We start from the raw sequence: 13,159 nt of genomic DNA, 5'->3' as shown, positions 1-13,159 counted from the left end.
CAGAATGCTTCACGCCCCGGACAGAGTCCGTACACACTCTCCGAATTGGTTGCCCGCTGTTGGGTAGTCAGTCCTACAGCAGACCGGAGAGAATGTCGTCGTCATCCGCCGCGGAGAACGCGGCTTCAGTCTCTTCTTGATACTTATTCCAGGATTCAAGATCCCAGATCTCGAGAAAATCCACAGAACCGATAACTACGCATTCCTTGGAAAGGCCTGCGTACTCACGGTGTGCCGGCGACAGGGTGATACGTCCGGACCCATCGAGCGTTTGCTCATCCGCACTGGCAGCCAGATTGCGGATAAACGCGCGCGCCTTCGGGTTCGTCCTTGATGCTGCAGCGGCCTTGCGGGCGCGTGCAGCAAACTCGTCCCGCGGGTACACCGCGAGGGAGTGGTCCTGCCCTTTGGTCACCATCAGGCCGTCTGCCAAGTCCTCACGGAACTTCGCAGGCAGCGTCAGGCGCCCTTTGTCGTCGAGCTTGGGAGTGTAGGTTCCCAGAAACATCCGGCGACCTACCTTCCTTCACCTTCAGAGATTGGCATTTGCAGTTTTCTCGGCTTCGCTCCGCATTACGCACGTAGTCAAGATGCGCACCACGGTGCTCCGCTGTGCCCCACTTTAACCCACTTCCCCCCACAAACGCCACACTCTGAGCAACTTAGTTCCCACAACAAGAAGAACACGCAGGTCAACGGCCACAATCCCCGTGGGGCAATTACCCGCCAATGTCCCCCACTTACCGCCACATCCCCCACTACAACCCCATCAATCACCTACAGGCACACGAGACGCAACCCGCTCCGAACGTCCTTTAACAGGCAAAATGGCCGGATCAAACCAACGGGTGGGGCAAAGTGGGGAATGTGGGGCGAAGTGGGGATAAAAAATCGCCCTCCCGAAGAGACCGGGAGGGCGAAGGGAAAGCTAAAAGCTACTGACGATCCTCAAACCGTCGACGGAAGCTCTCCTCCAGGCTAACACTGCGCGGCGAGCGCGACTTGGACTGAGCCTGCGCTCGCTGCAGCGAAACACCAGCGGCAGCCGGGGTACGGAGCGCCATGATCCCCCCATAGAACATCACACCGAAGCCGACGATGCTCAACACCACAGTCCACAGACTCCACGACGCCAGCGCCACTCCCCCAAGAAGAAGGACAAGGCCCAGCACAATGAGGGCGAGGCTACGCATAGTCAGCCGGCCCGACGGGCGCGAAGCACCATACTCAGAGGACGGAGCGACCGAGGAACCGAACTTCGGGTCGTCCGCAAGGAGCGACTGCTCGATCTCGCGCAGTGCGCGCATTTCCTGCTCAGAAAGAGACACTACTTTCTCTCCAGATCCCAGCTATGAATGAACAATGTATGGATACAACGAACATCGTACCCACATTGTTCCCGCGCCTTATTACGCCGCCATTGGCGCATCACCCCCAGTGGTGTCCAGGAGAAAGTCCTCAGCCGAACCGATAAGGCTTGAGACCACGACCGGCGACGGGTTGTCGTCGATCCCAGACGCCACCCTCGCCCGGCGCGCCGAGTATGCAGAAAATACCGTCGCCCAGTGCTGGCCACTTTCCCCGGTGAGCGCGAGCTTGTCCCACGCATTAGTTGGCAGCCGCTTCCGCTTCCGGAGCACAATGCTGCGAGCGTTGCATGCGCCAGCGATGCGCAGTGCAGCCCGGTATGCGTTTTCCATCGCAAGGTCGTAGCGCCTTGCCGCAAAGTCAGCATGCGCCTGTGCAAGCAGTGCCTCCGCAGAGAAGATGAACGAGTCAAACTTTCGCGGCGCCCCCATATCCCCGTACGCCCTGCCCGTTGTGGCTGAAACTACGCTTCCCATGACACTTTCCCCTTTCGCTGTTACCAGTGCATGTCGCCTCTTGATTGCCCATGACCTTAGAAGTCACCCACGACACCACAACCAAAAATTAGCACGTTTGTTCGACTGTTCGAACGAGGATGTGTGGTCAAGCCCCGCAACAGGCACATAAGTGGTTCGATAGTGGGGTGCACATTGAGATCCAAAGGCTGACCAAGGCGGAGTTTTCTTTCCTCGTGCCACGGTTGGTGGACATCTACATGGAAGCTATGGGGTACCCCCAAACCATGCGCGCGCAGCGTTTACGCGTGTGGCGTGGAGAGGTCACCTGGCCAGGCTTTTCCGCCGTGGCCGCAATCTCGGACAACAGCGTCATCGGAGTGGCCTACGGTTTTCTCGGCGCGCGGGAGCGCTGGTGGGACCAACAACTCGTCAAAGCACTCACTCAGCAACGTCTAGACGGCATGCTTTCTGACGACGACCGTGCGCTACTGGCCAACTACTTCGAAATCGCCGAAGTGCATGTGGATCCGAGGCACCAGGGCCGCGGCATTGGTGCGGCGATGCTCAGGGAACTGCTCGCATCGACATCAGCTCGTTGGGCTGTCCTATCTACTCCCGAGGTAGACGGCGAAGCTAATAACGCATTTGGGCTTTACCGCAAGTTTGGGTTCCAGGACGTTGCTCGCAATTTTTATTACGGAAGCGACCCTCGCCCGTTTGCGATTCTCGCACTCGACATGGCGGGCACACCTCATGTCGGCGAGGCTGACTAGGGTACGTTCCAGAGAGATTTTTGTAGACGACGGTGAGGAGCAGCGTGGCTACACACGAATTGGGGATTGGGAACTTAAGTGCGGTGCCTGGTGTCGTCGAAAAGCATTTGGAGCAGTTTTTCGACGAACACGGGCCGGCAATTTCCGCGATCGGTGAGCCTGTCTCGGAAGCAGTCGCGCACTTGCGCGCGTTCACACTGGGTGGTGGCAAGCGAGTGCGTCCGCTGTACGGCTGGGCCGGTTTTGTCGGCGCCGGTGGTTTGGAAACTAGCGGCGAGGACCCAAACGCGGTCTTGCGCGCGATGAGTGCGCTTGAGTTCATCCAGGCGTGTGCGCTGGTCCACGACGACATCGTGGACGCCTCCGATACCCGTCGCGGAAACCCCACGGTGCACCGCAGTGTGGAGGCCCAGCACCTCGAAAACCATTGGCTGGGCGACGCTGCGACGTTTGGCGTGAACACCGCGATTTTGCTCGGCGATCTCGCCTTAGTCTGGGCGGAAGATATGTGGCGCTACTCCGGTGTTTCGTTGGAGGCGCTGCAACGCGCCGCGGAACCGTGGGTGGGCATGCGCACGGAAGTCATCGGTGGGCAGATCCTTGATATTTCGTTGGAAAGCCGTGGCAGCGAGTCTGCGGACATGGCGGATCGGGTGAACCGGTTTAAGACCGCCGCGTACACGATCGAGCGTCCGCTTCATCTTGGTGCGACTATTGCTGGTGCCGACGATGAGACCATTGCGGCATTCCGTGGTTACGGACGCGATATTGGCATCGCATTCCAGCTTCGCGACGACCTCCTCGGTGTCTTCGGCGACCCAGCAATCACCGGAAAACCCGCGGGCGATGACCTGCGCGAAGGAAAGCGCACTGTCCTTTACGCGACGGCGCTTGAGCTTCTCGACGCCAACGATGCCGACGAGCTCCGCGCCGGTGTAGGTACCGCCACCGACCCAAAGGTGCTTCAGCGCCTCGCCGATCTCATCCGCCAAAGTGGTGCGGAGGATGCGGTCGAAGAGCGCATTAACCGTCTCACCGCGTCCGGCATTGCTCACCTGGATACCGCCGGTATTACTGCTGAGGCTCGCCAGGCACTGTCCGAGTTGGCCCACAAGGCCACAGACCGGCGTATGTGATGGCCGGTAAAATCCGGCCGATCCCCCTCGGCGTTGTCGCAGCCGTTCTCATCGCGATCGGTTCCTTTGGTGCCGGAGCGACGCGTTACCGTGACGGCCTCATGCGCTCGATAGGCCTTGAGTTCCTCACGTACGGCCACGGCCGCGGCATGATGGACGGCCTCCTGATGGCGGGCACTGGTCTTCTCGTGTTTGCCTGGCTGTGGCTGTGGCGCACCCGCCCAGGCGAGCAGACCGTGCTCCGTGCGGTGTGGTCGTGGGCCGCTCCACTCGCCTTGAGCGCACCAATCATGTCGCGCGACGTGTACTCCTACCTCATGCAGGGGGCAATGCTTCGCGACGGCTTCGACCCCTACTCCGAAGGCGCCGCTATCAACCCCGGCCCGTATTTGTGGGAGGTCTCCCACGACTGGCGCAACACCACAACGCCGTACGGGCCACTGCACTTGGGCATTGGCAAAGCGGTGACCACGATTGTCGGCGACCACGTCGCGTTTGGCGTCGTTGCCTACCGGCTGATCGCGCTGGCAGGTTTCGCGCTCATTGTCTGGTCGGTACCGCGCATCGCGCGCCTCGCAGGTGCTAGCCCCGGGTTTGCACTGTGGGTAGGTGTAGCCAACCCTGTCATGCTGTTGCACCTGATTGGCGGCATGCACAACGAGGCGGTCATGGTCGGCCTGGTGTGCGCGGGCCTGTACCTGTGCATGCGACACACGTGGTGCACCCCCGGAATCGTGCTCATCGCATGCGCGGTGTCGCTCAAGGCCACGGCTGCGTTCGCGTTGCCGTTTGTGGTGTGGCTGATGGTCACGCGTCGCGCCCGCGTCCACGATGTGCCCCACCACCTCGCCGCGCTTGCCGTCTCTGGAGCCTGGGCGCTGGCGGTCTCGGTCGCCGTCATCCAGGTGGTGACGTGGGTCTGCGGCTCAACGTGGGGTTGGCTCGAGGAAATCACCGGTAACTCGAAGGTGATCAATCCGCTGGCCGGTCCGACGTTCGCCGCAGAACTGATTACCCCGCTCGTGCAGTTGGTCAACGACGACTTCAGCTACAACACAACGCTTGCAGCCACCCGCACGGTGTTCAGCTTCGCAATGCTCCTCGCGCTCGTGATCACGTGGTGGTGGTTCCGCCCGGCGCGCGGCAAGGCCTACGCGCCGCGGATGCTGGCGGGCACCACCGTGGCGTATACGGCAGCGTTTGTCACCAACGCGGTAACGCTGCCGTGGTACTACGCCTCCATCTTGGCGCTCGTGGGCACGTTCCGGGCACCGGCCTGGGTAGCTAGAATTACCACCGGCGCATCCATCGTCGTGGCACTCGCGTTTACAGGCAGCGGCAACCACAGGCTCTACGACGTGTGGTTCCTCGCCGCAGCCTTCATCGTCGCCGTGGTAGCGACTCGCTGGGTGTTTAGAACGCCATCGCTTGCGCACGACGAATAACCTCGCGCGCTTTCTGACCATGCAAGGCGTCAATCGGGCGCCCCGGCAGCGAATCCTCTTCGGTGTAGAGGAATGTGAGGATCTCCTCGTCGTTGTAGCCGCCATCGGCAAGCACGGTGATCGCGCCTGAGACGAACTTCGACAACCCATCCTCACCGATCAGCCCAGCCGGGATGAATTTTTTACCATCCCGGATGTACATGACAAGTTTGCGGGCACCGACATAGTCGTGCACACGAGTGACCGGAACGCCCAACGCTTCGGCGGCGTCGGGAAAGGCCAGCAAGGTTTCGTCGCTAAGCAATTGCTCGAGATTCGTTTGTGTGCTCACGGCGCACGATTCTACCCTGGGGTACATGGCAACACTCGCTCCAGGCACAACTCTCGACGAACGCTACGTCGTGGACCGCGCCATCGCCCGTGGTGGCATGGCCACGGTGTATCGCTGCATCGATTCCCGCCTGGGCCGGGAAGTCGCTGCGAAAGTCATGCACGAGCAATACGTCCACGACGCTGTGTTTCGCGACCGCTTCCGGCGCGAAGCCCGCGCGATGGCGCAGCTCAGCCACCCTAACTTGGTCAACGTGTACGACTTCTCCGCGTCCGGCAACAACGTGTTTCTCATCATGGAACTCATCACCGGCGGCACGCTGCGCGAATTGCTCGCCGAGCGTGGTCCGATGCCTCCCCACGCAGCCGCGGAGGTGATGCGCGGCATGCTCACGGGACTTTCTGTCGCGCATGAGAAAGGCATGGTGCACCGCGATATTAAGCCGGACAACGTGCTTATCGACGCCTCCAGCCGCGTCAAACTCTCCGACTTCGGCCTCGTGCGCGCAGCCGCCGAAAACACACATTCGACCGACCAAATCGTGGGCACCGTCGCCTACCTCTCCCCCGAACAAGTCGACGGCAGCCCTATCACAGCCGCGTCGGATGTGTACTCCGCCGGCATCGTGTTGTTCGAACTCCTCACCGGCCGCACGCCATTTCACGGCGACACCCCCATCGCGCACGCGTACGCACGCCTCCATGGAGATGTGCCCGCGCCGTCCTCACTCATTGCCGGGGTGCCAATGCTTTTCGACGAGCTCGTCGCCACCGCAACCGCCCGCACCCCCGAAGCGCGCTTCCGCGATGCGGGAGAATTCCTCGCCGCACTCGACGACGTAGCAGCCGAACTTGCACTGCCGGATTACACCGTGCCTGCCCCGCGCAATGCCGCAGCCACGCGAGCCGCAGCACACCCGACTAACTTCGGACTGGTCAACAACGCCGCACAGCGACGCCTCTTCCCCGATGACGAGGCGCCAACGCGAGTCGCCCCTGCAGTTGCGAGGCCAACTAAGCAGGCGTCCCCAGAACTGCCGTCACGCAGCCAATGGCCCGCTGCACAGGCGTCTCCGGCTCCGGTTCCGGCCCCCGTTCCGCCTGCAGCCGCCCCCGTGCCCGCACCCGTGCCACCACGTGCACCCCGGCCTGCCGCTCCCAATCCGGCAAAGCGCCCCGCTGTCAAGCCGGTAACTAACCGCTCTCTGATCGGTGTCGTGCTCTACACCGCTGTTGCAATCGCCGTGGTAGCTGCGGTTGGTCTGGGCGCGTGGTGGTTCGGCTCCGGGATGTATGGCGACATCCCGGAGATCGTCATCCCGCGGTAGCGCTGGCCGAGTAGCGCTGTCTTAGTAGCGCAGCATCTCTGCAACGAGGAACGACAGCTCGAGTGCCTGCTCGGTGTTCAGACGCGGGTCGCAAGCGGACTCGTAACGGCCCGGCAGATCCACATCAGTGATGTCCTGCGCACCGCCGAGGCACTCAGTGACGTCTTCACCCGTGAGCTCGATGTGAATACCACCCGGGTGGCTGCCGAGTTCGCGGTGGACCTCGAAGAAGCCCTGAACTTCGTCGATGATCTTGTCAAAGTGACGCGTCTTGTAGCCATTGCTCGACGTGAACGTATTGCCGTGCATCGGGTCCGACTGCCAAATGACCTTGTGGCCGGAGGCCTCAACCGCCTTGACAATGCCAGGCAGTACTTCGCGGATCCGGTCCTGCCCCATGCGGATCACCATGGTCAAACGACCCGGCTCGCGGTTCGGATCAAGCCTATCTGCGTAAGCGACAGCCTCTTCTGGAGTGGTGGTCGGGCCCAACTTGATACCGATCGGGTTGCTGATCATCGCGGCGAAGTTGACGTGGAAATCGTCGATACCGCGGGTGCGCTCACCGATCCAGAGCTGGTGGGCGGACAGATCGTAAAGCTTCGTCTCACCCTTCGAATCCGTGGCCAAACGCAGCATCGCACGTTCGTAATCCACCAACAGCGCCTCGTGGGATGCGTACACGCTGGACGTGCGCAAGTTCGTGTCACTGACGCCACAAGCATCCATGAACGCAAGCGAACGCGAAATCTCGCGAGCAAGTGCTTCGTAACGCGCACCCGCAGGCGAGTTAGTCACGAACTCTCGGTTCCAGTTATTGATGTTGTGCAGGTCCGCAGTACCGGACGCCGTCAGGGCACGCACCAAGTTCATCGCCGCCGACGAGTTCGCGTACGCACGCACCATGCGGGCCGGATCGTGGCGACGAGACTCCTCGGTCGGATCCACACCATTGACGATGTCACCGCGGTAATTCGGCAAACCATTCTCATCAAGATCAGACGAGCGCGGCTTCGCGTACTGGCCAGCAATACGAGCAAGTTTGACCACCGGCATCGACGCACCGTAGGTCAACACCGCAGCCATCTGCAGCAGGGTCTGCACGTTGGCACGGATGTGTGGCTCGGTGTTGGACTCGAACGTCTCAGCACAATCGCCACCCTGCAGCATGAACGCCTTGCCGTTGGCGACGTCCGCTAGATGCGACTTGAGCCCTTCAACCTCGGGCGCGAGCACGACCGGCGGGACGGACTCCAAAATCTTGCGAACATACTCAGCCTGGGCAGGGTCCCACGACGGCTGCTGCTTCGCATCGCGGGAAATAACATCTTCAAACTGCGCGTTTAAATCTCCCGGCAGCGGCGGCAGATCGGGCAGTACCTCTTTGGGGATATCAATAGTCCAGCTCACCGTTCTATATTTAGCACGGATTACTGCCCCAGTACAGGCGGTACAGCCTGCAACTTCTCACAAGGCGGTTTTATCGTCTCACATTTTGGATACGGTGCCGTCGCGGTTCAACGGCAAATGCTCCGCACATACACGAAACTTCCGCAGATTATGGCGCGCATCAACGAGAGCATCGTGGTTGCCCTCCGGCACCCGTGGCAGGCGCGGCTTGCCTGCCATCTGCCAATACTGCTTCAGCTCGCAGGTGTAGCGCGGCAGCGAACGCGGCAGACCGGACATGTCACCCCATAGTTGCGCGAGCACCACGTGGTCATAGGCGCCAACCCAAGCCCACAGTTCTGGCCTGGTGTCACCCGAGGTGAGAAACTCATAGACCTCGTTACGGATGCGCTCCAGCGACTTCCACACTGGTTGGTTCTTCGGAGGGAGCTTCGACAACACGTGCGCTTTGACCCAAGCGTTGGCGCGTGCTGGGTCGAACTCATCGGACACCGCATAGTATTCGCGGCCATCCTCAGCAACAATGCCGATGGACACCAGCTCGATGGTTTCGCCGTCCTCAATGAATTCGGTGTCGTAGAAGAATCTCACTGCGTCGAACTACTTCCGTTGCTCCGATCGAATATCCCCCAACACCTCGCGCCGCGAAGGGCCCTTCTCACCCTCAACACGCCTCGGCCAAAACATCACTGCAGCCACCGCAACGACAGCAAGCGGGCCCGACAGTTTCGGGTACCAGCCCTGCTCAGACGCAATCAGGAACATCACAACAACGACGCATACCAACGCGATTCGGGTAACAAGTGGTTTATTCATTACTGCACACCTTTCGGCCCAGTTTTCGGTTCAGCACCTTCGGGGTACTTCCCCGTCTGCTCGAGGGACTTCTTCACATCGGTCGCGTAGACATCCACGTATTCCTCACCGATCATCTCTGCAATGCGATGCATGCAGTAGTCCGTAAAGGGACGCACGGCCTCGCGCGAGTCAGGGTCGTAGCCATTTTCAACCGCCCAAGCTCGCGGATCAATCGGCTCCGAAATCTTGATCTGCACCTTGACCGGCCTGATGAGCTTGGTGCCGATCGGGTTCGCGCGACCAGATCCAATCATGCCGACCAAAATCACAGGCACGCCGGTTGGCATAGCAATGCGCGCCATGCCAGTGCGCCCCTTGTACACACGCCCATCCGGCGAACGGGTTCCCTCGGCATAAATGCCGAAGAGCTCGCCGTCGTCGAAAATCTTCTTCACCGTTTCCAGCAAGACGTCCCCGGCGGTGTCGGAGCTTCGGTCAATGGGAACTTGGCCTACGGCGGTGAAGAAAAACCGCTGCAAACGTCCACTGAGCCCCGTGCCAGTGAAGTACTCCATTTTGGCCGGGAACTTCAGCTGTCGGCGAACCATCAACGGCAAGTAAAAGGAATCCAGCACAGCCTGATGGTTAGAAACCAACAGGGCCGGACCTTCGTCCGGGATGTTCTCCACACCGTAAATGCGCGGGCGGTTCCACACCAACAGCGGCGGCCCGAAAATAGCCTTGAACAGGGAATACCACTTGTTTGCCATTGTTTCTCCCCTTTTTATCGCAGCTGGCGGGCCAAATCAGCAACGCCAATCATACCCGCCTTCGCTCCGAGCTCAGCACAGAGGATCTCCGGCAGCGGACGGTATCCAGCGCCGACGATGTTCGACGCCATGGACGCTTTGGCAGCGTCAAGGAAAAGATCAGCGTCTTCGCTCACACCACCGCCGAGGACGATCAGCGATGGATCCAAAATGTCGGACACCATTGCCAGGCCTCGTCCCAGCCAGATGGAGAAACTCTCCAGAGCCGCCACACCCAGCCCATCGCCTGCGCGTGCTGCGGCCATAATGTCGTGCCCGCTTGCTCGCTTTTCGACGACCTCCCGGTACAAATCGGAACCTCGATACCCTCCCCTGCTGGCAATCTCGATCGCACAATCGACCAGCGAGGTGCCAGAAGCGTATCGCTCAAGACAGCCCTGCTTGCCACACGAGCACACCCGACCTCCCGGCACCACCGTGATGTGGCCAAACTCAGGCGCGGTGCCGAACGCACCACGGTAGATCTCGCCACGGTGCATCAGCGTTGCGCCGATCCCTGTGCCGACGGCGAAAAACACCCACGTCTCTGTGTCACGAGCGGCACCGAACCGATACTCACCCCAAGCTGCCGCATTCGCATCGTGCTCGAGCCGGACCGGCAGCCCCAGCGCATTCTCCAAATCTTTGCGCACCGGCTGATCATCACGCCACGGCAAATGGGGCGCAAAACGCACGATTTCACACTCCGGGTCGAGGAAGCCCGCAACGGCAGCGCCAACTGCCCCGATCTCGTGTTTGTCCTGGAGCTGCTCGACCATCTGCACGATCGTGCGGGTCAGCCCGTCAGCGTCCTGCGGGGTCCGCGTACTCACCGTGTCGAGGATCGACCCATCCGGCGCGACCACAGATGCACGAGCGTTCGTCCCGCCAATGTCAAAGCCGACTGTCAGCGCCTGGTCTCCTCGTTGTGAAGTCATAGCCGGACAGTTTATGCCCCTGACAGCGGTCAGCCCTAACCCGCCAACACGTCGCGCAGGCGCTCCCCCAGAGTGCCCCACGAAAACTCCCGTTGTACATGCTTGCGCCCGGCGGTGCCCATGGCGGTGCGGTGGTCGTCGCAAAGCAATTGCCCAATGGACCGCGCGACCTCATTCACATCGCGACCATTGACGACGACACCACTTTCCGGCACCACCGTCTCCGGCGCACCACCGGAATCGCCAGCGACTACCGCACCCCCACACGCCTGCGCCTCGAGATACACAATCCCCAGACCTTCCACATCAAGACCACCCCACCGCGTCCGCGCGAGCATGGCAAACACATCGGCGGCAGCCACAATGTCGCGCAACCGCTCGCGCGACACCCGGCCCGTGAATTCCACGCCCGGCGAAGACGCGGCGAGCTTGCGCAGCCGCTGCTCGTACGGCCCCTCCCCCACAATCACCAATCTCGCATTCGGCGCGTATCGACGAATCTCCGGCAACGCACGGATCAACACATCCTGTCCCTTGCGCGGGACCAACCGCGACGAACACACCACAAGTGGCGCATCACCCACGCCGAGCCAGCACCGCGTTTCATCCCGCTTGTGCGCGCTCGCTGGCGCGAAGAAATCCGTGTCCACCCCCGACGGCAGCGCAACATAGTCGACGTCATCGCCGAACACCGCCTGCAAGCGCTCTATCGTGAACCGCGAAATGTACGTCACCACATCCGCGCTACGACCAATCCGGCGCAACACCTGACGGGCCACAGGAATCATCGCCCAGCCAACCTCGTGGCCGTGGGTAGTAGCCACCACACGTTTTGCTCCAGCACGTTTCGCCTGGGCACCGAGAATTGCCAACGGTGCAGCCGCACCGAACCACACAGTGTCGATGCTGTGCGTTCTGATAATTCGAGCCATCTCCCGAGCAAGCCCCGGGGTAGGCAACATGATGTTGCGAGGCCAACGAATCACCGCGAAACTCTGCTCGGCGTCCCACTCGCGCGCAGCATCTGCTTCCTGGACGGAGGCGAGCACGATGATTGATTCCGGGCCTTCGCGCTTGACGAGCTCGTCGACGTAATCCCGTAAGTACGACTGAATCCCGCCGACAGTGGGCGGGAAATCATTCGTTACCAACAACGTGGTCATAATCGCGCTAGTAGCGCACAGCCCCCTGAATCGGCATGGAGTTCGCCGGCACTACCTGGATCGGAATGCCGTAGTCAGACGAGTGAACGACCATGCCGTTACCGATGTACATACCCACGTGAGTCACACCCGGGTAGTAACCAATGATGTCACCCGGCTGCAACGCATCCAGTGACACCGGCGTGCCACCCGCAAGCTGCGCTTGGGAGGTACGCGGAATGCTAATGCCGTTCTGCCCATACGCCCACACCATCAGACCAGAGCAATCGAACGCATCCGGCCCAGCGGAGCCCCAGCCATATGGCTTACCCACCTGAGCCAACGCCGCACCAACGATTCCGGAGTCCACGCCCGGAAGCGACGCGCCGCTAATCGGGTTGTCCTTATTGATCCAGCGCAGGCGATCGGCCTCGCTCAAGTTGTCTACGCGGTGTTCGATGTCACGAACCTTGTCATCCAACTCTTCACGTTCACGCTCCAGCTTCTTACGCTGGATCTCCAGCTCATTGCGCGCATGGCGTGCCTCAGCCACCGCAATATTGGCCGAGTTGGACTTCTCTGCCGCCATCCGGTTGGCATCATCCAACTCGGTCAACGCGCGTTGAGACTTGCGAGTGAGCGCCGCCAAATAAGCAGAACGGTCGATCGCCTCTTGCGGGTTGCCCGAATCCAGGGTGGTCAGGATCGCTTCAGATTTCGGGATACGGTAACGGGACTGCGCAATGTCACCGACATTCCTGCGATGCTCGTTACTTACCTCCTGAATAGCGGCAAGTTCCTGTTTCGCCTCTGCAGCGCGGCCATTGGCTTCCTCAACCTTGCGCTCTGAATCGGCGATTTTCTCTTCGAGTCCCTTAATTTCTTCCGACTTCGCAGTGGCGTCGTGGGAGATCTGCTCCATCTCATCGATGAGAGCATCGACATCATCGGCCTTCACAGGGGCCGCGACGCCGCCGGCGAGGATGACGCCGACGAGCGCGGACACTGCGGTCTTCTGAGCAGAAGGACGACGAGACTGAAAAGAGTGCTTACCCACGACCAAAACCTTTTCGCAATACTTGTGAGAACACAAAAACTATAGCGACATCGGTCCCACCGTCCAAGCAAAAAACATGGCCACACAGCATATTGTGAATCAAGAGCACTGGTGTGACGCACGAGGTGTCAAGGTCCCCAAAACGCACGAAAGCCCCAACTCCAAAC

Annotated in this window: 14 protein-coding genes and 1 pseudogene; 4 read left to right on the top strand and 11 right to left on the bottom strand. The window is 60.7% G+C overall.

Translation table 11 applies throughout. The features are described 5' to 3' along the window. Positions 1-73: 73 nt before the first annotated feature. The 3 genes from mraZ to HMPREF3120_RS03635 all read right to left on the bottom strand — a co-directional run bounded on the left by mraZ (position 74) and on the right by HMPREF3120_RS03635 (position 1,844). Positions 74-508 carry a division/cell wall cluster transcriptional repressor MraZ gene (mraZ, locus tag HMPREF3120_RS03645; RefSeq protein ID WP_070422186.1) on the bottom strand — a complete coding sequence of 145 codons (435 nt, stop codon included), beginning with the start codon at positions 506-508 and terminating at the stop codon, positions 74-76. A gap of 427 nt (positions 509-935) precedes the next feature. Continuing rightward, a complete protein-coding gene (locus tag HMPREF3120_RS03640; RefSeq protein WP_070450870.1) occupies positions 936-1,328 on the bottom strand; it encodes a DUF3040 domain-containing protein in 393 nt (130 codons plus the stop codon). Positions 1,329-1,409: 81 nt separating this feature from the next. Beyond that, positions 1,410-1,844: an SAV_6107 family HEPN domain-containing protein gene (locus tag HMPREF3120_RS03635; protein ID WP_070422184.1), complete on the bottom strand. Its 435-nt coding sequence runs from the start codon at positions 1,842-1,844 to the stop codon at positions 1,410-1,412. A gap of 167 nt (positions 1,845-2,011) precedes the next feature. On the opposite strand from HMPREF3120_RS03635, the gene HMPREF3120_RS03630 reads away from it, so the two are divergent. The 3 genes from HMPREF3120_RS03630 to HMPREF3120_RS03620 are packed head-to-tail and all read left to right on the top strand — an operon-like array spanning position 2,012 to position 5,180. Further along, positions 2,012-2,599, top strand: a complete 588-nt coding sequence (locus HMPREF3120_RS03630; protein ID WP_092102753.1) for a GNAT family N-acetyltransferase — start codon at positions 2,012-2,014, stop codon at positions 2,597-2,599. A gap of 44 nt (positions 2,600-2,643) precedes the next feature. Then, positions 2,644-3,735 carry a polyprenyl synthetase family protein gene (locus HMPREF3120_RS03625; protein ID WP_070450867.1) on the top strand — a complete coding sequence of 364 codons (1,092 nt, stop codon included), beginning with the start codon at positions 2,644-2,646 and terminating at the stop codon, positions 3,733-3,735. Then, complete coding sequence (locus tag HMPREF3120_RS03620) at positions 3,735-5,180, top strand: alpha-(1->6)-mannopyranosyltransferase A (RefSeq protein ID WP_070450866.1); 1,446 nt, start codon at positions 3,735-3,737, stop codon at positions 5,178-5,180. The genes HMPREF3120_RS03625 and HMPREF3120_RS03620 overlap by 1 nt, the downstream gene beginning before the upstream one ends. Here the strand turns inward: HMPREF3120_RS03620 and HMPREF3120_RS03615 are convergent. Beyond that, positions 5,149-5,538, bottom strand: coding sequence for an Rv2175c family DNA-binding protein (locus HMPREF3120_RS03615; RefSeq protein WP_070450864.1), 390 nt, complete (start codon positions 5,536-5,538; stop codon positions 5,149-5,151). The two genes, HMPREF3120_RS03620 and HMPREF3120_RS03615, sit on opposite strands and share 32 nt — an antisense overlap. On the opposite strand from HMPREF3120_RS03615, the pseudogene HMPREF3120_RS03610 reads away from it, so the two are divergent. After that, positions 5,537-6,826, top strand: a pseudogene (locus HMPREF3120_RS03610) (protein kinase); the annotation flags it as partial. The gene HMPREF3120_RS03615 and the pseudogene HMPREF3120_RS03610 overlap by 2 nt on opposite strands. 33 nt (positions 6,827-6,859) lie before the next feature. Here the strand turns inward: HMPREF3120_RS03610 and HMPREF3120_RS03605 are convergent. From HMPREF3120_RS03605 to HMPREF3120_RS03575, 7 genes are all read right to left on the bottom strand, one after another. Next, complete coding sequence (locus HMPREF3120_RS03605; RefSeq protein ID WP_070450860.1) at positions 6,860-8,248, bottom strand: class II 3-deoxy-7-phosphoheptulonate synthase; 1,389 nt, start codon at positions 8,246-8,248, stop codon at positions 6,860-6,862. 78 nt (positions 8,249-8,326) lie between these two features. Continuing rightward, positions 8,327-8,839, bottom strand: a complete 513-nt coding sequence (locus HMPREF3120_RS03600; RefSeq protein ID WP_070422178.1) for a polyadenylate-specific 3'-exoribonuclease AS — start codon at positions 8,837-8,839, stop codon at positions 8,327-8,329. A 9-nt stretch (positions 8,840-8,848) separates the two neighbouring features. Further along, positions 8,849-9,064 carry a hypothetical protein gene (locus tag HMPREF3120_RS03595; protein WP_070422177.1) on the bottom strand — a complete coding sequence of 72 codons (216 nt, stop codon included), beginning with the start codon at positions 9,062-9,064 and terminating at the stop codon, positions 8,849-8,851. Beyond that, positions 9,064-9,816 (bottom strand): lysophospholipid acyltransferase family protein, encoded by a 753-nt coding sequence (locus HMPREF3120_RS03590; RefSeq protein WP_070422176.1) that lies wholly within the window; start codon positions 9,814-9,816, stop codon positions 9,064-9,066. The genes HMPREF3120_RS03595 and HMPREF3120_RS03590 overlap by 1 nt, the downstream gene beginning before the upstream one ends. Before the next feature lie 14 nt (positions 9,817-9,830). Continuing rightward, a complete protein-coding gene (locus HMPREF3120_RS03585) occupies positions 9,831-10,793 on the bottom strand; it encodes an ROK family protein (RefSeq protein ID WP_070422175.1) in 963 nt (320 codons plus the stop codon). A 35-nt stretch (positions 10,794-10,828) separates the two neighbouring features. Beyond that, a complete protein-coding gene (locus HMPREF3120_RS03580) occupies positions 10,829-11,956 on the bottom strand; it encodes a glycosyltransferase family 4 protein (protein ID WP_070450858.1) in 1,128 nt (375 codons plus the stop codon). Between the two features lie 7 nt (positions 11,957-11,963). Next, positions 11,964-12,992, bottom strand: coding sequence for a C40 family peptidase (locus HMPREF3120_RS03575; RefSeq protein WP_070450856.1), 1,029 nt, complete (start codon positions 12,990-12,992; stop codon positions 11,964-11,966). Positions 12,993-13,159 lie beyond the last annotated feature (167 nt).

This window comes from Corynebacterium sp. HMSC11D10 (assembly GCF_001806995.1).
Classification (GTDB): Bacteria; Actinomycetota; Actinomycetes; order Mycobacteriales; family Mycobacteriaceae; genus Corynebacterium; species Corynebacterium coyleae.
This window is presented reverse-complemented; position numbering and strand designations above follow the sequence as displayed.